Genomic DNA, 23,290 nt, shown 5'->3' with positions numbered 1-23,290 from the left:
TATTTGTATTATGAGAAAATTAGCTCTTATTACTTTAATTATTGTCACATTAGTGCTTTTGTTTTATCAATTAAACCCAAAACCTATTAAGCATTTTGTAAATGCAGTTACTAAAACAGTACAACTTTTAGATAAAGATAGCTTAACAATAGCCTCTAGGGTTAATATACCTTCAGGTTTTAAACGCGTTGATTATCCAAAGGGAAGTTTTCAAGAGTATCTTAGACATTATAACTTAAAACCTTTTGGTAGTAAAATTATAAATTATGATAATTCAGAATACTATTGGCAGAAAGGACATATTGGTATTTTAGAAGTACCAGTACCCAAAAATGGTTTACAGCAATGTGCTGATGCTTTAATTAGAATACGAAGCGAATACCTTTGGGACACCAATCAAAAAGACAAAATAGGTTTTAATTTTACTTCAGGACACTATTGTTCTTGGTCAAAATATGCAAAAGGTTATAGACCTAAAGTCAATGGTAATAGAGTTACATTTAACAAAACAGCAAGAGAGGATTATAGCAAGTCTAATTTTTATAAGTATTTAAACTTAATTTATATGTATTCAGGGACGTTGTCTTTGTATAATGAGTTAGATGCTATAACAGAAGTTCAGGATCTTAAAATTGGAGATATGTTAATCCTTGGTGGTAGTCCAGGACATATTGTAATGATTACAGACGAGGCTATTAACAAGAAAGGCCAAAAGTTGTTTTTGTTGTTTCAAGGTAATACACCTGCGCAAAGTGTTCATTTAGTAAAAAATTTAGAAGACATGACCATTTCTCCTTGGTATGATCTTAAAATGAATGCTATAATTCCTGTATCCAACTACACTTTCTACAATTCCAAATTTGTAAGATTTAAGTAATTTGTTATCTGGCTTTTCTTCCGCGAAAGCGAAATAAACTTTATTTTTGTTACATGAGTAAAGCATTATCAAAACAAGAGTTACATAACTTGGCTATGAATCATGTTGGTAAAGATTTAGAACAACGTGGTTTTGAGTTTATAGCCATAAACAGTCAATTAAAAAGGCATCCACAATTTGTTTGTATGGACAAAAACAAGCAATATTTTTTTGTGGTTGTTCGTGCTGTTATTTTACCTGAAAATGCCAATAATTATGATATTGTTTGGATGGAGTCCTTTAAAAAGCATGCATTTGAAAAAAATGCAAAAGTGCTTTATGCTGGTGTTGGATTGGGTAATCCTAAAGGCGAAGATTTACCAATATATCTAAATGAAGAATATTTAATTGAATACAACGGTATACAATTATTAGAATCTAATTTGAATTAAGATGAAAAAAAGTCTACTAGCTATTTTATTTTTGGTTGTAATGAGTTGTAAAAAACAACCTGAATTACTTAAAATATCAGGACCTGTATTTGGTACCAGTTTTAGTGTGCAGTATTTTGACTTAGATGGTCGTGATTACAATAAACAATTTGATAGTTTGTTTACGGTTATAAATAAGTCTATGTCTAATTATCAGGCAGATTCTGATATATCTAAAATTAATAGAAACGAAGCTGTTACTGTAGATCATCATTTTAAAAACGTCTTTAAAGCTTCAAAACAAATATATCGTGAAACTGAAGGTGTTTTAGACCCTACTATTGGACGTTTGGTCAATGGATGGAACTTTGGGTCAGAGCAAACTAAAACAGCTTTAGATAGCGTAAAAGTAGATAGTTTAATGCATTTTGTTGGACTTAATCGTGTTGGTCTAAAAAACAATAAAATTATAAAATCTAAAGAGGCTTTTATAGATTTTAATTCCATTGCAAAAGGGTATGGTGTAGATGTTATTGCAGATTTTTTAGAGTCTAAAAATATCAAAAATTATATTGTAGATATTGGTGGAGAGCTTCGAGCTAAAGGGATTAATCTTAAAAAAAATAAAGGTTGGACCGTTGGAATAGAAAATCCAAATTTTGATGGTTCTCAAACCTATGATAAAACGATAGTATTAACCAATCAAGCTATGGCGACTTCTGGTACATACCGTAAATTTAAAATTGATAAAAATGGAAACCGATACGCACATATCATAAACGCTAAAACGGGATATCCTACTAAAACCAATATCTTAGGAGTCTCTGTAATTGCAAATACCTGTATGATGGCAGATGGTTATGCAACCGCTTTTCAAGCAATGGGATTACAAAAACTGGATTATTTTTTAGCAAAGCATCCAGAACTAAAAGTTTATGTTATTTATGAAGGTAATAATGGTGAATTGGAGTCTAAAGCATTTAATAATTTTTCAGTTAATTAATCTTATTACCATTTAAATGGCTTTTTATACTGTTCGCTAATAATTTACAATTTAATAGCAGTCAATTTTGTAGCTTTGAAAAAAGCATAATGTATTGATCCATCGCTATTTTATATTGTTTTTAGTCTTACTCGCTTATCATCATACTTTAGCGCAACAACCCGTGTCCATACATCTTACTGAAAACGATGGTTTACCTGATATAGAATTTTATGATTTATTAGAGGATAATAAAGGTTTTATTTGGTTAGCAGCAGACAAAGGCTTGTATAGGTATGATGGAAGATCCTACAAGTTATTTACAAATCCTGATAAAAGGGGACGCTCGCTTTTTGGTTTAAAATTAGATAATAAAGGGCGAGTTTGGTGTAATAACTTATCAGGTCAATTCTTTTTTGTCCAGGATGAGCAGTTAAAGCTTTTTGAGGATTATAGCCATATTAAAACGTTAGTAGATTTTAATATCTACAATAATCATCTAATAATTTATGAGCCATCCAGAATAGTAACTGTAGACATTAATACAAAAAGTATCACTGCAATATTAGATAGTAGGACAAGGTCTTATATGGGAGATCTAAATCATAACCCAAAGGGGTTTTATTATAATAAAAATAGCATTATATGTTTTTCTTCATCAGTTGATTTTCAAGATGCTAAAACTTTAAATAATTCACCAATTGCAGCATTTAATAAACGAGTTATAAGTAAATTTTTTGAATGGAATGACCAATTATATTATTTCAACCAATTACAAACAACTAGTAAAACTAGTTTGTATCAATTATTAGATGATGGTATAAACGAAGTGGACATCCCAAAACAACTTCAAAATGTCATTGTAATTCATTCCTATAACATCAACAATGACTTATGGATTTTAACAAATAAAGGCATTTTTATATGTCAATTGGATAGTGATGTTTTAATAGTAAAAGAACATATTTTTAAAAACCAATATATCACAGATCTTGTTATCGATAAGGATAATAATTATTGGTTGTCAACACTTAAAAATGGCGTTTTTGTGTTGCCAAATAAGCAATTAAATAAGATAAATTTACCCAATAATATTGGAGTACAAGCAATAGAGAAAGTTAATGACGATTTATTATACATAGCTACTAACTCAAATGAGGTTTTTAGTTACAACCTAAAAAAATAAGCTTAAAAAATTACCAGAAAACTTTAATAACAAAATATACAATATTTGCTATAACCCTTTAGCAAAGGACTTATTAATGGTGGCGACTACGGATTCAAAAATTTATAATTTAGACACCAGACAAAGTCAAAGCAGTAACCTGATAGTTACAAAATCGATTGATGTGTTGGATCATAATCAATATTTAGTTAGTCTTCCACATTCACTTTCTATATATAATAAAAATAAAGACTCTATTTATAATCTTAGGATATTAAGAAGCTATGGATCTGTATTAAATAAAGAAAAAAGCAAAGCGTATTGTAGTTTTGTAGATGGCTTAGGTTGGGTAGATTTAAAGACTAAAAAGTATAAAAAAATAACCCATAATAACAATCCTGTTTATGCCTTAAAAATCGCGATAGGTCATGACGATATGGTTTGGGTTGCTGCAGATGAAAAAGGATTATTAGGTTTTAAAAATGATAGTTTAATTACTACAATAAATATGAGAAATGGACTAGTATCAAACTTAATTAATGTACTAGTAGCAGATAAAAATGTAATTTGGATAGCTACAGATAAAGGTTTACAAAGCTATAATTATAAAACAAAAACATTAAATACTATTAATAAACAAGACGGTATAGACTCGTACAATATTAACGCTATTGAAGTCATAGGAGATCAAGTGTTTTTTAGTTCAAATACTGGTTTGTATAAATTTAATAGTAATAAAATAAATACAGTTAGAAGTACTTCTCAACCTTATTTTACTAATGTATCCATTCAAGAAAAAGACACTATTATAAAGACGTCATATACCTTAAAGCAAACAGAAAGCGAAATTAGATTTGGATTTAATGTCAATGGATTTAAAACCAATCAGTTTGTTGATTTTGAATATCAGTTGGAAGGTTATGATAAAAATTGGATAGCCTTAGACAACGGATTAAACTTTGTTAAATTTAATACATTGCCAGCAGGACAATTTAAATTTAATGTAAGAGCAAAAAATATATCTCAAAATAATTACACTAATCCAATAAGCATTGCCCTTATAGTCCGTTTACCATTCTATAAAACCTGGTGGTTTTATCTGTTGTCTTTACTAACTTCTGTTGGATTGGTTTGGTGGTATTATTCCCAAAAAACAAAACGATTAAATAGTGTACAACTTCAAGCCTTAGAAAAAGCAAAGATCAATCAACAACTAGTGTTTTCGCAATTAGAAAATTTGAGATCACAGATGAATCCTCATTTTATATTTAATGCCTTAAACTCTATCCAAGATTATATTATTTTAAACGAAAGTAAATTAGCGCGCCAATATCTAGTTAAGTTTTCTAGACTTATTAGGACCTATTTAGAGCATAGTCAAGCCAATGAAATTTCATTAAATGAAGAAATTAAAACGCTAAAACTTTATCTAGAACTTGAAAAAGATAGATTTGATGACGATTTTAAATTTGAAATTAACATCCATCCAGATCTAGATTTAGAAAACACTTTTGTCCCAACATTATTTATTCAGCCTTACGTTGAAAATGCTTTAAAACATGGTTTGCTTCATAAAAAAAACAATAAAAAATTAGTGCTTAATTTTAAACAGGAGATTGATAATCAAAGTCTAATATGCGAAATTATAGACAATGGTATAGGACGTAAAGCATCCGCAATTATAAAAAATCAACGTCAGGATAATTACAAGTCTTTTGCAACCTCAGCAAATCAAAAAAGGATAGAACTACTAAATAGAAGTCATAATAAAGCAATAACATTAAATATTGAAGATGTTATTAATGCAAAACATGACGTTTGCGGTACAAAAGTGATAATTAAAATATCAAGTAACAGATTAAAAATTAGACAATGAAAGTGATAATTATAGATGACGAAAAAAGAGCTAGGCGTATTTTAAAAACTTTAATAGAGGAGGAGTGTCCAGAAATTGTAACCGTTTTTGATGCAGAAAATTTATTGGAAGGTGTAGCAATAATTAAAGCAGAACAACCAGACGTAGTGTTTTTAGATATAGAAATGCCCAACCATTCTGGGCTTCAAATTTTAGAGTTTTTTAAAAATGATACAATTAACTTTCAAATTATTTTCACGACCGCTTATGGACACTATGCGATTGATGCATTTAAATTATCAGCTGTAGATTATTTATTAAAACCAATTGATATAGACGAATTGAAAATAGCTATTAATAAAGCATCTGATAGTTTAGAAGAAAATTTTATAAAAGAAAAATTACTTAATCTAGAACGTAATTTTCAACAATTGGCATTAAATAAAATAGCTTTAGAAGTCCCTAAAGGAATACGATTTGTTTCGCATGAAGATATCTTGTTTTTTGAGGCAGATGGTGTATATACTAAGGTGTTTTTGCAAAATGGTAAAACAGAATTAATTTGTAAAACACTAAAACATTTTACAGAGCAATTAAGCAATAAACCATTGTTTTATAAACCGCATAGATCGTATTTAATTAATCTTAAGTACATGACAGAAATCACTAAAAAAGATGGTCTTCAAGTTATAATGAGTAATAATAAAAGCATTCCAATTGCAAGAGACCGTAAAGATGAATTTATGGATATTATTAATCGTGTGTTTTAAAATCACCGTTTATTTACAAATACTTACCATTCACTAAAAAGTTTAAAAATTAAAGTCTATAGTTTAGCATTTTTGTTCCATAATTTTAAAATTAAATATATTATGAGAATAAAATTACTTTTTGTATTGCTTTTAGTAAATGGTTATGCTTTTGCGCAAACCTGGACACAAGTAGGAGCTACTCAGTTTACAAATTTTGCTTCAGATGGCGCAATGACTTTTGATGCTGCAAATGGCGACATTTATGTGGCTTACACCAATGTAGTAGACGGTAATAAGGCTTATGTATCTAAGTTTGATGGTACAAATTGGACGTCTATTGGACCAGTTTCCAATGACGCTGCAGATAACCTTGCTATAAAAATCAACCCTTTTAATAATGAAATTGTTGTTGCCTACATAAACATTACTAATAACATGACCGCTTATAAATATAATGGAACTGCTTGGTCATCTATTTTTACAAATGTAGGAAGTTCAGCCTTGTCGGACCATCGTTTACAAATTCAATTTAATGCAGTTGGTACTATTAGAGTAGCAGGAAGAGAATGGACTCAAAAGTTGTTTATTGCAGAACGTGATACTGCTGGTACTGGCCCAAATCATCTTGAAGCCCTGATACAAACAAACAACCAATATAATGGTGATCATAGATATGATTTTACAGCCTATGGTGAATATTTTGTTTCTCAAGAGAATAATTATAATGGAAGTGTTACAGGACGTAAAAATGTAGGGTCAGCAAATAATAATTTTGATTTTAATAATTTTTTAAATGGTACTACTACAAAAAATATATCAGGAATTTATGATTCTAATTACCATGCCTTTTATAATGATATAATTCCACAAGGTGCAACAGTTAATGATATTAGAGTTTACAATGGAAGTTCTTTTGTTAAATCAGAAAGTGCAACAAATGGTATCGTAGAGTTAAGAAAAAGTACAAACGATGATAAATTGTATTTAATGTATGCTAATAATACAGAAGATATTGTTTTTGAAAATTATGATGCAACTTTAAATACGTGGACAACTTTACCAAGTATAGGTTTAAATAGTAGTAATTCCAATTTTTTTATAAAAATGACAATTAATGAATATGATGGTAATTTGTATGTTTTATATCAAGATAATGACAAAGTTTCATTAAAAAAATACACTATTGCAACAACAGCTTGCAACGTAAACATTCCCGATGCTAATTTTAAAGCAGCCTTACTTGGATTTTCATATATAAATACGGATGGTAATAGCGAAATTTCTTGTGCAGAAGCATCATCTTATTCAGGATCTATATATGTTCCAAACCTATCCATATCAGATTTAACAGGTATAGAAGCTTTTACGAATATTACGGAATTATGGTGCGGAAGCAATTCGTTAAGCAGCTTAAATGTTTCCGCTAATACAGCTTTAACAAATTTAAATTGTTATGGTAATCAATTAACTAATTTAGATGTGTCTGCTAATACAGCTTTAGAGCAGTTACGCTGTGGTAATAATCAATTAACAAGTATAGATGTTTCAGCTAATACAACTTTAGAGGAGTTATTCTGTGATAATAACCTATTAACAAATTTAGATGTATCTTCAAATACGGTTTTAACGACTTTATATTGTCTTAATAATCAATTAACGAGTATAGATGTTTCTTCAAATACAGCTTTAGAGCAGTTACGCTGTTATAATAATCTATTAACGAGTTTAGATGTGTCTTCAAATACAGTTTTAACTACTTTACATTGTTATAGTAATCAATTAACGAGTTTAGATGTTTCCGGAGCTACTGCTTTAAATACTTTAAACTGTGGTAGTAACCAATTAATAAGTTTAGATGTTTCAGGAGCTACGGCTTTAACGACTTTAAGTTGTGCTAATAATCAATTAACGAGTTTAGATGTTTCCGTTAATACAGCTTTAATTAATTTATTCTGTGAGGTTAACCAATTAACGAGTTTAGATGTATCTTCAAATACAGCTTTAATTTACTTATACTGTTTTAATAACCAATTAACAAGCATGGACATATCGTCAAATACAGCTTTAAATGAGTTATATTGTGCCGATAATCAATTAACAGATTTAAATGCAGCAAATGGCAACAATAATAATTTGATTTTTTCTCTGCAATAAACAATTCAAGTTTAACTTGTATACAGGTAGATGATGTAGCTTATAGTACTACAAATTGGACAAATATAGATGCTTCAGCAAGTTTCAGTACAAATTGTACGACCTTAAGTAATATTGATTTTGAAAAGGAAAAAATTTCATTATATCCAAACCCAACAAAATCTATCTTAAATATAAAAACAGCAACAGCTATTACTAATATATCTGTCTATTCATTATTAGGGAAACAAGTTTTTAAAACAAACTCTAAAAACGTAGATGTTTCTAGTCTTTCAAACGGTGTTTATCTAATAAAAATCATAGATTTAGAAGGAAATCAACACGTAAAACGATTTATTAAAGAATAAAGCTATCTACTAATTTTATAAAAAAGGAAAGTCAATTTGGCTTTCCTTTTTTTGTTGCTATTCATTAATAAAACCTTACCATTCACAAAAAAGCAGAAAATGGATTACTATTATCGCTCCATATTTGTATCAAACCAGAAACAAATATATTATGAAGTACATTATTTTATTTTTTATTGCATTAGTAACAACAAGTACATTTGCTCAAAAAACATTTTTTGAAAATTTAGAACAACATGGCGATAGTATTACCTATCTAGAATATGGAGCCATTAGAAAAGATAATAAAGGCAAGCTTTACGCACATCTTAACCCAGGAAGACAGCCAGAAGAAGTACAGATAAAAATAAGAAGACACGAAAATATCCCTTGTGGTATAGAAATCTTATCTATTTCTGAAGATGGAGAGCAATCTGTCAAATATTGGCAGGACATGACTAAACAAACCTATATAGATTTAATTAACTACCCATTTACCTCTATTTCTTTTCATAATGGGTATTATGAAGGTTATGTGGCAATAGCTAACTACGTGTTTTTTCTTAAAGGCTTTAAAAGTAAAACCGAATTCTCAGAAATTAGTCGTGTTTATGTATTAAAAGGAACAACACCAAATGGAGAAGAACCAGCAAAAAAGAAAAAGAAGAAAAAGTTTGGCAAATTTTTAAGTAAAGTAAAAGACGTTGCTTTAAACACAAAGTCTGAAGTAGATTATACTAAAGCACCTGAGTATAAAGCATTGATGTCTCAGGATAATAAAAAAATGATTACGGATTATTTAGTAGCAATGAAAGCAAAACAAGCAGGACATACAACAACTGCTAAAGAAGAAGCAGATTTAGAAATTGTAAAAGCTGAAGGTCAAAAATATGCAGAGTACATTAAGACTAAAAATGATGCCTACTGGCAAAGTGCTGAAGGTCAAAAAACACTCAGAGTTTGGAAATTAAGAGACCAGCATAAAGCAAGTTGTCCTAAAACAGCAGAATCGTGTGACAGTTCTTATCATTAATCAAGACAACACTAATAATCTAAAAATTCAACTAATTATGAAAAATTTTAAAACCCTAATGTTATTATGTTTAACTGTATTACTATTTAATTGTAATTCAGACGACGATCAAGTAGAAGCAAATAACAACCCAAGTACTTTTACATTAACAGAAGGTGCGACTACAGCAGATGGTATAACGTTTAATTGGACAGCATCTTTAGATCCCGATAATCAGGACGTTACCTATGCTGTTTATTTAAACGGAGATTTGATAATTGATAATTTAAATACTTTAAGTTATATAATTGAATATAACCTATTTGTAGACGGAGAAAACACCATTGTAGTTGTTGCTTCGGATGGTGTTGGAGGTACATCAGAGCAACAAATAGTTGTTAATTTATTATCTTAATCAAATAAATGGAAAATAAAAAAAGCTACATAATTGTAGCTTTTTTTATTTTAAAACATATTAATTATTAATAGCAACCAACCAGAAACTAAAAGTAATCCTCCAATAGGAGTTATAGGTCCTAAAAATTTTAATTTTTCACCTTTTGCGTCAGATAAAATTAATCCATAAATACTAAACGAAAACAAGATTATACCTACCACAAAACACCAATAAATGCTTTTAGACATTGGACCTTGGCCATAACCTAAAGCAAGTAAAACAATAGCATGATACATTTGGTATTTAACACCAACTTCAAAACTATGTAGCTGATCTGTTGTTAATATCTTTTTTAAAGCATGTGCACCAAAAGCTCCAAAAATAACAGCTAGCATCCCGAATAAAGCGCCTGTTGCAATTATAGTTTGCGATGTCATAAATTTATATTTAGGTTATTGTTTTTTGTAAACTACAGGTATAATTTCACCTTTTGCTAAGCAGTATTTTTTTATCGCTTCCGCGGAAAGTTTAGCCGTATAATCAACCTCATTTACCATAAACCCAATAGATCTTAGTTTGTTAAAGTAGTCGTAGCCATACACACGTACATGGTCATATTGACCAAAAATTTCAGCGCGTTCTTTTTTATCGGTAATACTATCGTCCTCAAAAGTGGTTTGTCTACTTAAATCTTGCGGAATTTGAAACACACCATATCCACCAGGTTTCATTACACGATATAGCTCTTGCATAGCTTTAGTATCGTCTGGAATATGTTCTAATACATGATTACATAAAATAATATCATAAGTATTATTTTCAAACGGAAGGTCACAAATATCTGCTTTTACATCTGCAATAGGAGACAGTAAATCTGTAGTTGTGTAATCTAAATGCTTTAAAGCTCTAAACCGATTTAAAAAACATTGCTCTGGTGCAAAATGAAGCACCTTAAGTTTTTCAGAACTAGAAGTATTTTCAGATTCAAAAAAATTAGTTTCATTTTGTAAATATAACCATAGCAACCTGTGACGTTCTAAAGATAAGGTAGAAGGTGATAATACGTTATTGCGTTGTGTACCATAACCATAAGGTAAAAAACTTTTAAAGCTTTTACCATCAATAGGATCTGTATAAGTGTTTCCTTTTAAAAAAAACGCTAAAACGGGTCTTATAACATAGCTCAACCTTATTAATAAAGGTCTTGGTATCAGGTTTAATATTAGTTTAAAAAGACGTTTCATTTAAGCTTTGGCTAATTTCTTTTTCAAAATCAAGTCAGCAATAGCATCCCAAAGTGCAATACGTTGTTGTAAAGCTTGTTTAGCGGTAGTTAATGTTTCTTCCCATTTATTACTATCATTTCCACATAACTCTTCAATCATTTTTAAAGATAAAGGACCATGTTCATCTCCATCTAACTCAATGTGCCTGTTTAGATAGTAAGACAATTTGCTAAATGATTGCTCTTCGGTTTTAGAATGTTTTATAATTTGAAAAAACATATCAGGTATAATATCCTCTCTACCAAAAGTAAAAGCAGAGGCAATAATATGAGGTTGATTAGTGTCTATGGTTTTAAAAGTGTAATCTATAAACTGATAAGTTTTAGAATTTAAATTTATGTTATTTGCAGCTTCTTCTACTGTTTGTCCTAAAGTTAAATTAGCTATAAATTGTTTGATTTTAGTCGTATCTGCACCAATTTGCGTCATAGCATCTAAGTACATTTCAAAATGACTTTTAGCTTCACCAAGCTCATTAATATCACTTTCTTCGCCTAAAACAATTTCGTTTATAAATCTTGACGTTGCAGGATTAGATACAGGTAGCCAAGGTAACGTTGTTGTAGTTAAATGGTTTTGAAGTGCTTTTAAAAGCGACATAAAATCCCAAACAGCATAAACGTGCTGTTCCATAAAAAGTTTAATATCATCAAGGTTTGATAATACCGAATATAATTTATGGTTGTTTAATGTTTCTCTTAAAGGCTGTAATTGCTGTTCTAAACTTTCAATTGTCATAAATTTATAGCACTAAAGGGGTTTGTCTAAATTCATCTTCTTCATTACTAGTAATACCTAAAGCTTCATATATGTAAGCAAAAGTGGATAGTAATTCTGGTTTACCATCTACAATTGCAACATCATGTTCAAAATGTGCACTTGGCTTACCATCTAAGGTAGTGATAGTCCAACCATCTCTGTGTTGTTTAATGCGTTGTGTACCAAGATTAATCATAGGTTCAATTGCTACAACCATCCCTTCAATAAATTTCTTACCACGACCACGTTTACCATAATTTGGCATTTCTGGATCCTCATGCATTTTAGTACCTAGACCATGTCCAACAAGTTCGCGTACGACACCATAACCATGGTCTTCGCAATATTTTTGAATAGCATAACCAACATCGCCAACACGATTACCAACTTTTAGTTGCTTGATTCCAGCGTATAGAGATTCTTTAGTAACTTGAAGTAGTTTTTCAGTTTCTGCGTCTATTTCACCTACAGCAAAAGTATAGGCATGATCACCATAATATCCATTTAAAATAGAGCCACAATCAATAGATATAATATCTCCATTTTCCAACGGAGTATTATTTGGTATACCATGTACAACTTGTGAGTTTGGACTCATACACAAGGTATTAGGGAAATCATATAATCCTAAAAAACCAGGAACAGCACCTAAGTCTCTGATGTGTTCTTCGGCAATTTTATCTAATTGTAATGTGGTAACACCTGGTTTTACTGCTTTAGCAACTTCACCTAATGTTTTAGAAACAACTAATGCAGCTTCGCGCATTAATTCTATTTCTTCTTTTGTTTTTACTATAATCATGGTTCAAAAAAATATGTGCAAATATACTTAAAATAAACCGCTTTATTAATTTTGAAGACATGACATTTAGCAGGTTTTAAAGTATTTTGATATGGTATTTTTGTAACATAAAAATTACAATTATGTTTACGTCAGTCACTGCGGAAGAAGCAGTAAAAGTTATAAAATCTAATAACAGGGTTTATATTCAAGCTGCAGCTGCAGCACCACAGTCATTAATACAAGCAATGACCAAAAGGCATGAAGAGTTACGTCATGTCGAGATTTGTCATTTACATACCGAAGGAGAAGCACCTTATGCAAATCCAGAATTAAAGGATAGTTTTCATGTTAATTCCTTTTTTATTGGAAAAAATGTGAGACATACCTTAAAAGCTGGAAATGGATCTTACACACCTGTTTTTTTAAGTGAATTACCAATTTTATTCAAAAGAAATATCATTGATTTAGATGTCGCTTTTATTCATGTCTCTGTTCCAGATAAACATGGGTATTGTTCTTTAGGAGTTTCTGTTGAAGCGACATTAGCAGCAATTGATAATGCAACAACCGTTATTGCTCAAGTTAATAGATATATGCCTAGAACACATGGAGCAGGAATTATACACGTGTCCGAAATAGATACTTTTGTCGAAAGTCATCAGCCTTTACCAGGTCATGAGGTCGTAAAACCTAACGCTATTGAAAATAAAATTGGCGATTTTGTAGCTAATTTAATTGAAGATGAAAGCACCTTACAAATGGGAATTGGAAGCATACCAAATGCAGTGTTAACAAGATTGACTAATCACAAAAACTTAGGATTACATACTGAAATGTTTTCGGACGGAGTGATAGATTTAATTTTAAATAATGTTATTAATGGAAACTATAAAGCTATTAACAGAGGACGTGCATTATCTACCTTTTTAATTGGGTCACAACGTTTATACGATTACGTGGACGATAATCCTTTTGTTGAAATGCGTGCATCCAATTACACTAATGATGTGTCAATAATTAAGCAAAACCCTAAAATGGTAGCCATAAATAGCGCTATAGAAGTTGATGTTACAGGACAAGTTTGTGCAGATAGTATAGGTGCAAATATGTACTCTGGAGTAGGAGGTCAAATGGATTTTATAAGAGGTGCTTCTTTAAGTCAAGACGGAAAAGCAATCATAGCATTACCATCGGTTACAAAAAATGGAATTAGTAGAATTGTACCAACTTTAAAACCAGGAGCAGGAGTAGTGACAACACGATCACATGTGCATTATGTGGTTACAGAATATGGTGTGGCTAATTTGTTTGGTAAAACAATAAAACAGCGTGTAAAATCTTTAGTTGAAATTGCGCATCCTGACCATAGAGCGCTAATAGATAAACAATATTATGATTTAATAAAGTATTAAAATTTAAACCATTTTTTTCTTTGGCTTAGCTAGTTGAGGTGTTTCGTTGGTTAACATCTGGTAAATTTCGCCCCAACCTAAGATGCCACCAATGTTACGGTCGTCTATAAATAAATCGGCATGTATTTTTCTGCTGGCTTCATTTTTAAAGACTTCTTCAGGAAAACTTTGATTTACAGCATAAAAAGTAATGCCATTATCTTGACAAAATGAGACCGCTTCATCTAATTTTTTACCATGTCTATAAGTCCAAAGTATAAGTCTATGTCCATCAGCTTGAAGACGTTTAAGGGTTTCAAAAGCAAAAAGACGAGCTTGTCCAATACTTGGATAAGCATCTTCTACTATTGTACCATCAAAATCTACAGCAATTATAAGTCCTTTGGAAAGTTTCATTTTAATAAAATTGAATTCAAAAATACAATATTAATGACAAATTAATAATCATTACCATATGGTGAAATTAAAAAGTGTATCAATTTATATTGATACACTTTTTAATTGAAGTTATTTTAATTCTTGTAGCTTAAATTAAACTGCTACAAGTCATTGCTTCAGGTTGATCTACTCCCATTAATTTTAAAATGGTAGGAGCCATATCACCTAAAACACCATCTTTTATAGTTTTTAAGTCTTTATCAATTAAGATTAAAGGTACTGGATTTGTTGTGTGCGCTGTGTTAGGTGAACCATCTGGATTAATCATTGTTTCACAATTACCATGGTCTGCAATTAATAAGGTGGTGTAGTCATGTGCTAAAGCAGTAGTTACAACTTGATTTACACATTTATCAACGACTTCACAAGCTTGTATTGCAGCAGGCATGGATCCTGTGTGACCAACCATATCTCCATTGGCAAAATTCAAACAAACAAAATCTGCTGTTTCTTTTTCTAATTCTGGGACTAAAGCATCGGTTAATTCAAAAGCAGACATCTCTGGTTTTAAATCGTAGGTAGCAACTTTAGGCGAATTCTTTAAAATACGACTCTCTCCTTTAAAAGGAGCTTCTTGACCACCAGAAAAGAAAAATGTAACGTGTGGATATTTTTCTGTTTCGGCAATACGTATTTGTGTTTTATTGTTTTTTTCTAAAACTTCTCCTAAAGTTTCAGTAATATTATCTTTATCAAAAATCACTTTTATACCAGTAAATGCATCACCATAATTGGTCATGGTTACGTAGTATAAATTTAGTTTGTGCATGTTTTGCTCATGATGGTCGTTTTGGTATAACGCATCTGTTAACTCACGTCCACGATCTGTTCTAAAATTAAAAAAGATAACGACATCATCTTCTTTTATAGTGGTTAAAGGTTGTCCTTCTGTGTTTGTTTTTATAACAGGTTTAATAAACTCATCAGTAACATCAGCATCATATTGGTTTTGCACACTTTGTGGTAAATTATTAGATAATTCACCTGTACCATTTACTAATGCGTCATAGGCTAATTTGATGCGTTCCCAACGGTTATCACGATCCATTGCGTAGTAACGACCTGTTAAGCTAGCTAAAGTTGTATTTTTATCTTTTGTAAAGTCTTCTATATCTTCAACAAAGCTTTTTCCTGATTTTGGATCTACATCACGTCCATCTGTAAAAGCATGTATGTAAGCATTTTTTACACCTGAAGCTTCGGTAGCAGTAATTAAACCTTTTAAATGGTTAATATGAGAGTGTACTCCACCATCACTTAACAAACCTAAAAAATGAATGTTTTTATTTTCCGCTTTAGCGTAATTAAAAGCGTCTTGTAAAACTTGCTCTTGCGCTAAAGTATTATTGTCTATTGCTAAGTTGATTTTTGCTAAATCTTGGTATACTATACGTCCTGCACCAAGATTCATGTGGCCAACTTCACTGTTTCCCATTTGACCTTCAGGTAAACCAACATGTAAACCATCTGTACGCAATTGTGCATTTGGATAATTGGTATATAAACTATCTATAAAAGGCGTGTTAGCATTATCTATTGCAGAGACTTTTGGATCAGGTGATTTTCCCCATCCATCTAAAATCATTAAGATTACTTTTTTGTTCATTTTATTAGATTTTGTTTATACAAATATAAAAACAAAAGTCCTGCGATTGCAGGACTTTAAGGTTTGTTTACGATAACGATTTAGTTAACTGAGTATTTTTCAATAGACTTTCGAATATGTTCTATACGATTGTCAGGATCTGGATGAGTACTTTTAAATTCTGGCTGTCTGTTAGGTCCAGCAGCTGTTTTTAAAATTTCCATAACAGCTATCATTTCTTCTGGATTATAACCAGATTTAATCATAAATTTTACGCCTAAGTCATCACTTTCTAATTCGTCATCACGACCGTTAGTTAATAATTTGGTCATACCGTATTGCTGAATGAATCCACCAGCATCTGCACCTACAGATCCTGCTGTTGAAAGTCCTTGCCAAAGCTCGGAATTGGCAATACGCTCTGCACTGTGTTTACCTAAAACATGACCAATTTCATGACCTAATACACCAGCTAATTGGTCTTCGTTTTCTAGTTTAGCAAATAAAGCATAGGTGATAAATATTTGTCCTCCAGGCAACGCAAATGCATTTATAGTATTGGCGTCTGCTAATAAGTGAAACTCATAGTTATATGGTGTTTCTTTGGCGATACTATTATTTACTAGCTTGTTACCTACATTATCCACTAAGGTTTGATAAGTTTGATCTGGATAAATCCCACCATGTTGTGCAGCCATTTGATCACGACTTTGTAAACCCATCTGTATTTCTTGATCAGGAGTCATAGATATGGCTTGTTTTTTTCCTGTGTATGGATTTATTTCTTGTTGGCTGCAATATTTAAACCCAAAAAATGCTGCAATACACAAGCCTATAAGTAATCGTCCTTTTAAATTTCCTCTCATTTTTAATTAAAATTGTTAATGTTACAATTTACAAAAGTTCTGGGTTAATATCTAATATGTTCTGGTTTATGTATTGATTTACAAATGTTTCTGTAAAAGAGTCACTTCCGGATAAAGCCTCTTTTTTTAATATTTCAGTGATATTTAATTTTTGATAAGCTTTTAAATAGTCAAAAGAAAGTGCTTTGTAACTAAAGTGCCAAGGTTCATATTTAAAACCTTTACGGTTAGCACTATCTGTATATACTAAATAAAAACCGTAGGTAGCAGCATTAACATCCATCCATTCTTTTAGTTTACAATACGGTCCATTATTATGAAAATTACTTGGTAGTAAAACACTTCTAGGTTGTTTGACGTTAGTTTGGTAAATGTCAATATCAGTTCCCCAATGATGGCGAGATGTACCTGGAATTGTAGAGTATTCGATAATTTTTTTAATATTGTCTTGATCAGATAACCCTTTGGCTTTATTGCTTTTAAATTTACGTTCCCAAATACGTTTTTGATGAGCAAATCCTCTATAGCTAGAAACAGCACCTATGCTAATTCCGTCCTTTAAAGCAGCAGTCTGCATTTTTTTAAAGGCTAAATGAGCCTCTTCTCTTAGGTTATACCCATTTCCAAACAGTTTAGGTTGTCCTTTTCCTATTAATTCTTCATTTGAAATTACAGTTTGATAAAAAGCAAATTGTGGTAAGCTTGCAATTGTAAAGCAAATAGTTAATACGATTTTTTTAAAGTTTGTTTTTTCATTTTAATGATTTATGCATGGTGTAATGTGGACCAACTTCGGGAATGTTAAATTGCGCTCCTATCGTTTCAAATCCATTTTTTTATAAAAATTTAAAGCTACAATTCTAGCATTAAACCACAGTCTGTTTATGTTTTTACTTTTTAAAAAATTAACTCCATGCGTTAGTAATTGCTTTCCAAATTGTAATCCTTGAAATTCTTCTAAAACACCCATTGCTCGTAATCTGTATTGATTTGAGTCTTGAAATAAAGGAGATTGATCTGCGACAAAAGTACAAACTCCAGCAAGTTGATTTTTATAAAATAGACCAAAATGATAAGTGTTATTTAATTCGTCCTGATGAATATAGCAAGCTTCTATTGGTTTGCCTTGTCTTAATACTGCATGCCTAACTGGTATTGTCTCGCTTCCTTTAATAGGTTGGATTGTAATATCCTTTTGTGATAATGTATTTAAGCTATTTTGCATAGATGTTAAAACTAGAAATAATGTAAATATGATATTCCAAAATTAATTAATTTTGAATAAAAATATGTAATGTCTATTAGCTTTAAATTAATTGAAAAGGAAAATATTAATTGTATTATTCCTTTAATTCAGAAATTATCCAATAATAAAAATTCAGATGCTCTTTTAAAAGAACGTTTTGCAGAGATGATTACCCAAAATTATGAATGTGCAGGAGTTTATGATAATGGTACCTTGATTGGTGTTTCAGGTATGTGGTTTCAAACAAGACATTATGCAGGAAAAAGTATGGAGGTTGATCATGTTTATATTGAAGCTGAATACCAAGGACAAGGTTTGGGTAAGCAGTTTTTTAAATGGATGTATGCGTATGCTAAAAGTAAAGGTTGTAATACTTCAGAATTAAATACCTATGTACAAAATTACCCTTCGCATAAGTTTTATTATAACGAAGGGTATGAGATTTATGGATATCACTTTTTTAAAACCTTGTAGTTTTAATACGTTATATAAATGTAGCCTGAATAATTTTTGTTTTCTTCGGGAAGTTGTAATACATAAAAATAGGTGCCAACAGGTAATTTTTCTCCCTGATTACCAACTACCGTTTTATTTGAAATACCATTAAATGTATTGTCATAATTTTCGGCATCATAAACAACTCTTCCCCAACGATTAAAGATTTTAAGATTATTTTTGAAAAGTTCTACTCCTTCAATTATAAAATTATCATTTAGACCATCATTATTTGGGCTAATACCATTATATACTGTTAATCCATCACTTCCAATTAAAGATCCAAAAGTTATAATTGAATAGTCATTTGGTATAAACTCTATTGAGCTTATTGTTCCATTGTTAATATCTCCAGTTACAGCAGAATTACCTAAGTCCATCCATTTGTTTTCAACTTCACTCCAGCCAACAACTCTTAAATTCATTAAATCATCAACAAGATTGTTTATTTGGCTTTCTTGATTCCAAGTTAAAGTAACATACGTTTCTGTACGACCATCAAAATCCCAAAACTCTTCAATGTTAACTTGATCAATAATACCTTCAGAGATAGAGGTGTCAAAATTAGTATTGAATGTAGAAGGGAAATTTGGATCTTCATTATAATATGCAGCACTAAATTTTTCAGGTCCAGTCTGATTAGGAGTAATTAAAGGTCTAAATTTATCATCTTGACCAATTGGGAAAATAAAAGATTGATTAGTGGTAGCAGATGCATAACCATCAACATGTCTTAAATCGTCTTCGAGAGTATAAATAGCATTCCCAAAATAATCTAATGAAATATTAGGAGTCAATCTTGGTGTGATAATATCTCCAATTATATAATCTAGTCCGTTTGTTATTTGTGTGTTTATTTGAAGGTATAAATGATTATCAACAGCAACTTCCATATCATAAAATCTAGGCACGTTTGTTCCTGAAATTGTTATGGGATTGTTCTCGTTATAAAAACCAGCTAAACCAGTATTTTGATTAAATGGACCATCATTTTGTAAATCTATATGAAATCCAATTTTTCCATCGTCATGAATTTGCATATTACCAACGTTATGAAAAGCTTCTTGAGCAAAACCAATATTAAATACTAGTAGGGCTATAATTGTTATAGTTCTCATAGTCTTTAATTATTTATATGCTGTGAATAAAACCACGACATTATCTGATTTATCTGTAACATTAATAGTAAAACCATTAGCGTTAAATGAGGTTAAGCTCGCTAAGGTTCTTCCTACAGCATTACCATTTTGATTACCATATCTTAACCCAATACATCTAGTACTTGATGCATATCTAGAAATATCATTAATTGAGTTACCACTACCTCCTACATATATAACTTGCTGCATTACTGATCCAGAATCATTTCGTGCAAAACCATTCATCGTTCCAAAAGAATTTGCTATGCTTGTATTATTATCTCCAATACCGTTATCAGAATCTAAATCTAGGGTTTCTACATTAGCGTGAGCTATAAATGTAATAGATGAAGGTTCAAAAGGTAGACCAGTTATAGTCTGGTTTCCTGTAGCAGTAATAATAAACTGTCCAACATATGTACTTGAAGGCCCAACTTCACCTTGAACTCCTTGTGGACCTTGTGGACCAACCGCTCCATCAACACCATCAGCACCATCGTTTCCGTCTGCTCCAGCAGGACCTTGTGGTCCAGTTTCACCTTGAATACCCTGAAGGCCTTGAGGTCCAGTTGCTCCATCAACACCATCAGCACCATCGTTTCCGTCTGCTCCATCAGGACCTTGTGGTCCAGTTTCACCTTGAATTCCTTGAATACCTTGAGGACCAACCGCTCCGTCAACACCATCAGCACCATCGTTTCCGTCTGCTCCAGCAGGACCTTGTGGTCCAGTTTCACCTTGAATTCCTTGATTACCTTGAGGGCCAACTGCTCCATCAACACCATCAGCACCATCGTTTCCGTCTGCTCCAGCAGGACCTTGTGGTCCAGTTTCACCTTGAATACCCTGAAGGCCTTGAGGTCCAGTTGCTCCATCAACACCATCAGCACCATCGTTTCCGTTTGCTCCAGCAGGACCTTGTGGTCCAGTTTCACCTTGAAGACCTTGAGGACCAACTGCTCCATCAACACCATCAGCACCATCGTTTCCGTCTGCTCCAGCAGGACCTTGTGGTCCAGTTTCACCTTGAATACCCTGAAGGCCTTGAGGTCCAGTTGCTCCATCAACACCATCAGCACCATCGTTTCCGTCTGCTCCAGCAGGACCTTGTGGTCCAACTTCACCCTGAAGGCCTTGAGGACCTTGCGGTCCAACTGCTCCATCAACACCATCAGCACCATCGTTTCCGTCTCCTCCAGCAGGGCCTTGTGGACCAACTTCACCTTGAATACCTTGAAGACCTTGAGGTCCAGTTGCTCCATCAACACCATTATTTCCGTCAGCTCCAGCAGGACCTTGTGGACCAGTTTCACCTTGAATACCTTGAAGACCTTGAGAACCAACTGCTCCATCAACACCATCAGTACCATCGTTTCCGTCAGCTCCAGCAGGACCCTGTGGTCCAGTTTCACCTTGAATACCCTGAATACCTTGAGGACCAACTGCTCCATCAACACCATCAGCACCATCGTTTCCGTTTGCTCCAGCAGGACCTTGCGGTCCAGTTTCACCTTGAATACCTTGAGGTCCTTGTGGACCAACCGCTCCGTCAACACCATCAGCACCATCATTTCCGTCTGCTCCAGCAGGACCTTGTGGTCCAACTATACCAACAGTTGTAGTTTGGTTGCTTTCGTTTGTATAAGTAACAGTGCCATTACCATTATCAATAAGAGTTGTTATTGTTTCTTTGATTTCAACATTTGTTCCATTTCCTGAAGAGTGGTTTGCTATTGTGTTTCCTGATGTAACAGTTGGTAATACACTAGAGGTTAGTGATGATAAATCAATAGATTGATCACCACCAGCATCAGTAATGGTAAGTTCAGTTCCAATAAATGTTATATCTGTATTCAATTCGTTAGTAGTATCTGCATCAGCATCTTGAATGTTAATATCTATATTACCACCATCTTCAAGAGCAACGTTTACTTCTTCAAGCGGAATTGTTACTGTAGAAGAAATAGTTTGATTATCAGTATTATCTAAGTATGGTGTTAGATCAATAGTAGTTGAGGTTGCATCTTCATCCATATAAGTTAATATATTGGTTGTTGAATTTAATGAAATTGAAGTTAGCGTTTCTAAGTTAGCAACATCAATATCTGTAGTTTGCCCATCTTCATCTGTATAAGTAAAAGTTCCGTCGTTGTTATCAATGATAGTTGTTAAAGCTTCAAGGTTAGCAACGATAGCCGATAAGTCTAATTGAGTTATTACGCCATCTTCATCTGTATAATCGATGTTGGTATTATCAGTATTTAAAGCAATAGTTGTTAGCGTTTCTAAGTTAGCAACATCAATATTTGTAGTTTGCCCATCTTCATCTGTATAAGTAAAAGTTCCGTCGTTGTTATCAATGATAGTTGTTAAAGCTTCAAGGTTAGCCACGATAGCCGATAAGTCTAATTGAGACACTACGCCATCTTCATCAATATAATCGATGTTAGTGTTGTCGATGTTTAAAGCAACAGAAGTTAGGGATTCCATGTTAGCAACATCTAGGGTTGTTGTAACGCCATCCTCATCTGTGTAGGTGAAAGTTCCGTCATTGTTGTCAATAATAGTTGTTATAGACTCAAGGTTATTTATAATGTTAGATAAGTCTAATTGAGTCACTACTCCATCTTCGTCAGTATAATCTATATTGATGTTGTCAGCATTAAAGGCTATTGTTGTTAATGTTTCCGCGCTATTTGTATCTATTATTGTTGAAGTGCCATTTTCAGAGGTATAAGTAAATGTGCCATTAGCATTATCAACTAACGTTGTTAAGGTTTCTAATGCAGATACATCTAGAGTTATAGGGTTTCCATTACCATTATTAAAAGTATATGTGCCATCTCCATTATCCGTTAATGCGGATTTAATAATTGTTGTAAAAGAACCATCTTCACTAGTATAACTAATTGTGCCATCATTATTATCCACTAATGCAGTAATGGTTTCATTTGCCATAACATCAACACATAAACTTGTCCATGAAGAATTATTAAATTGAAACAAACAATCTTCGTCAGTGTTATAAATTATAGCACCATTTAAAGGTGATAAAGCAGTCATTTCAGCATTAGAAATTCTAGTAACGACTAAAACTTTGTCCGCACTTTCTAATTCTAGTAAAGAATTTTGATTAATGGTTTGAGGATTGTCTCCTATCTTAACCTGAGCCATTAAACTGGTAGTCAGAAGGATAGTTAGTATTAGTAATAGTTTTTTCATAATAAGGGGAATTTTCTCTAAAATAATATGTGTTTAATATAATTTACGTTGTAACAGGTGGTTAGGTTTTGTTTATCGACAAAGTGTTGAAATAATCGATTAAAAGAGAAATAAAATTTCTGTTTTAT

At 31.9% G+C, this 23,290-nt stretch carries 23 protein-coding genes; 12 read left to right on the top strand and 11 right to left on the bottom strand.

The features are described from left to right. Positions 1-10: 10 nt before the first annotated feature. The 10 genes from AC0L4B_RS01080 to AC0L4B_RS01035 all read left to right on the top strand — a co-directional run bounded on the left by AC0L4B_RS01080 (position 11) and on the right by AC0L4B_RS01035 (position 9,948). On the top strand, positions 11-877 hold the full coding sequence (locus AC0L4B_RS01080) for a DUF4846 domain-containing protein (RefSeq protein ID WP_473438180.1): 867 nt from the start codon (positions 11-13) through the stop codon (positions 875-877). Between the two features lie 53 nt (positions 878-930). After that, positions 931-1,308, top strand: coding sequence for a Na(+)-translocating NADH-quinone reductase subunit F (locus tag AC0L4B_RS01075; protein ID WP_473438179.1), 378 nt, complete (start codon positions 931-933; stop codon positions 1,306-1,308). Position 1,309: 1 nt separating this feature from the next. Continuing rightward, on the top strand, positions 1,310-2,290 hold the full coding sequence (locus AC0L4B_RS01070) for an FAD:protein FMN transferase (RefSeq protein ID WP_473438178.1): 981 nt from the start codon (positions 1,310-1,312) through the stop codon (positions 2,288-2,290). Positions 2,291-2,453: 163 nt separating this feature from the next. After that, the gene (locus AC0L4B_RS01065) at positions 2,454-3,455 is read left to right on the top strand and encodes a hypothetical protein (RefSeq protein ID WP_473438177.1); all 1,002 of its coding nucleotides are present in this window, start codon (positions 2,454-2,456) and stop codon (positions 3,453-3,455) included. 76 nt (positions 3,456-3,531) lie between these two features. Further along, the gene (locus AC0L4B_RS01060; protein WP_473438176.1) at positions 3,532-5,310 is read left to right on the top strand and encodes a sensor histidine kinase; all 1,779 of its coding nucleotides are present in this window, start codon (positions 3,532-3,534) and stop codon (positions 5,308-5,310) included. Continuing rightward, positions 5,307-6,059 carry a LytR/AlgR family response regulator transcription factor gene (locus tag AC0L4B_RS01055; RefSeq protein WP_473438175.1) on the top strand — a complete coding sequence of 251 codons (753 nt, stop codon included), beginning with the start codon at positions 5,307-5,309 and terminating at the stop codon, positions 6,057-6,059. The genes AC0L4B_RS01060 and AC0L4B_RS01055 overlap by 4 nt, the downstream gene beginning before the upstream one ends. 102 nt (positions 6,060-6,161) lie before the next feature. Continuing rightward, the gene (locus AC0L4B_RS01050; RefSeq protein WP_473438174.1) at positions 6,162-8,195 is read left to right on the top strand and encodes a leucine-rich repeat domain-containing protein; all 2,034 of its coding nucleotides are present in this window, start codon (positions 6,162-6,164) and stop codon (positions 8,193-8,195) included. Further along, entirely contained in the window at positions 8,192-8,542 is a 351-nt protein-coding gene (locus tag AC0L4B_RS01045; RefSeq protein WP_473439370.1) for a T9SS type A sorting domain-containing protein, read from the top strand. The genes AC0L4B_RS01050 and AC0L4B_RS01045 overlap by 4 nt, the downstream gene beginning before the upstream one ends. Positions 8,543-8,693: 151 nt before the next feature. Further along, a complete protein-coding gene (locus AC0L4B_RS01040) occupies positions 8,694-9,554 on the top strand; it encodes a hypothetical protein (protein WP_473438173.1) in 861 nt (286 codons plus the stop codon). Positions 9,555-9,591: 37 nt separating this feature from the next. Beyond that, positions 9,592-9,948, top strand: a complete 357-nt coding sequence (locus AC0L4B_RS01035; protein WP_473438172.1) for a hypothetical protein — start codon at positions 9,592-9,594, stop codon at positions 9,946-9,948. 50 nt (positions 9,949-9,998) lie between these two features. Here AC0L4B_RS01035 and AC0L4B_RS01030 read toward each other — a convergent pair whose 3' ends face one another. From AC0L4B_RS01030 to map, 4 genes are read right to left on the bottom strand one after another with little or no spacing between them, the layout of a single operon-like run. Next, positions 9,999-10,367, bottom strand: coding sequence for a DUF423 domain-containing protein (locus tag AC0L4B_RS01030; protein ID WP_473438171.1), 369 nt, complete (start codon positions 10,365-10,367; stop codon positions 9,999-10,001). Positions 10,368-10,382: 15 nt separating this feature from the next. Then, a complete protein-coding gene (locus tag AC0L4B_RS01025; protein ID WP_473438170.1) occupies positions 10,383-11,174 on the bottom strand; it encodes a class I SAM-dependent methyltransferase in 792 nt (263 codons plus the stop codon). Then, positions 11,175-11,954, bottom strand: coding sequence for a DUF3050 domain-containing protein (locus AC0L4B_RS01020; RefSeq protein ID WP_473438169.1), 780 nt, complete (start codon positions 11,952-11,954; stop codon positions 11,175-11,177). Between the two features lie 4 nt (positions 11,955-11,958). Then, complete coding sequence (map, locus tag AC0L4B_RS01015) at positions 11,959-12,777, bottom strand: type I methionyl aminopeptidase (RefSeq protein ID WP_473438168.1); 819 nt, start codon at positions 12,775-12,777, stop codon at positions 11,959-11,961. 122 nt (positions 12,778-12,899) lie between these two features. Between map and AC0L4B_RS01010 the strand changes: the two genes are divergently transcribed. Next, positions 12,900-14,171: an acetyl-CoA hydrolase/transferase family protein gene (locus AC0L4B_RS01010; protein ID WP_473438167.1), complete on the top strand. Its 1,272-nt coding sequence runs from the start codon at positions 12,900-12,902 to the stop codon at positions 14,169-14,171. Positions 14,172-14,174: 3 nt separating this feature from the next. Here the strand turns inward: AC0L4B_RS01010 and AC0L4B_RS01005 are convergent, their stop codons facing one another. The 5 genes from AC0L4B_RS01005 to AC0L4B_RS00985 all read right to left on the bottom strand — a co-directional run bounded on the left by AC0L4B_RS01005 (position 14,175) and on the right by AC0L4B_RS00985 (position 18,285). Beyond that, a complete protein-coding gene (locus AC0L4B_RS01005; RefSeq protein WP_473438166.1) occupies positions 14,175-14,567 on the bottom strand; it encodes a BT0820 family HAD-type phosphatase in 393 nt (130 codons plus the stop codon). Between the two features lie 130 nt (positions 14,568-14,697). Beyond that, the gene (gpmI, locus tag AC0L4B_RS01000; RefSeq protein WP_473438165.1) at positions 14,698-16,215 is read right to left on the bottom strand and encodes a 2,3-bisphosphoglycerate-independent phosphoglycerate mutase; all 1,518 of its coding nucleotides are present in this window, start codon (positions 16,213-16,215) and stop codon (positions 14,698-14,700) included. A gap of 80 nt (positions 16,216-16,295) precedes the next feature. Then, on the bottom strand, positions 16,296-17,060 hold the full coding sequence (locus AC0L4B_RS00995) for a M48 family metalloprotease (RefSeq protein ID WP_473438164.1): 765 nt from the start codon (positions 17,058-17,060) through the stop codon (positions 16,296-16,298). 28 nt (positions 17,061-17,088) lie between these two features. Continuing rightward, positions 17,089-17,691, bottom strand: a complete 603-nt coding sequence (locus AC0L4B_RS00990) for a M15 family metallopeptidase (protein ID WP_473439369.1) — start codon at positions 17,689-17,691, stop codon at positions 17,089-17,091. Between the two features lie 183 nt (positions 17,692-17,874). Then, the gene (locus AC0L4B_RS00985) at positions 17,875-18,285 is read right to left on the bottom strand and encodes a GNAT family N-acetyltransferase (RefSeq protein WP_473438163.1); all 411 of its coding nucleotides are present in this window, start codon (positions 18,283-18,285) and stop codon (positions 17,875-17,877) included. Positions 18,286-18,354: 69 nt separating this feature from the next. Here AC0L4B_RS00985 and AC0L4B_RS00980 point away from each other — a divergent pair, with 69 nt between their 5' ends. Continuing rightward, entirely contained in the window at positions 18,355-18,780 is a 426-nt protein-coding gene (locus AC0L4B_RS00980) for a GNAT family N-acetyltransferase (protein ID WP_473438162.1), read from the top strand. A gap of 2 nt (positions 18,781-18,782) precedes the next feature. Here AC0L4B_RS00980 and AC0L4B_RS00975 read toward each other — a convergent pair whose 3' ends face one another. Together AC0L4B_RS00975 and AC0L4B_RS00970 are read right to left on the bottom strand one after the other, a co-directional pair. After that, entirely contained in the window at positions 18,783-19,919 is a 1,137-nt protein-coding gene (locus AC0L4B_RS00975; RefSeq protein WP_473438161.1) for a gliding motility-associated C-terminal domain-containing protein, read from the bottom strand. 9 nt (positions 19,920-19,928) lie between these two features. Beyond that, complete coding sequence (locus AC0L4B_RS00970; RefSeq protein ID WP_473438160.1) at positions 19,929-23,162, bottom strand: hypothetical protein; 3,234 nt, start codon at positions 23,160-23,162, stop codon at positions 19,929-19,931. Positions 23,163-23,290 lie beyond the last annotated feature (128 nt).

The organism is Olleya sp. NP1-10 (genome assembly GCF_055804415.1).
The sequence above is the reverse complement of the archived record's forward strand: the minus strand, read 5'-3'. Positions and strand labels throughout refer to the sequence as shown.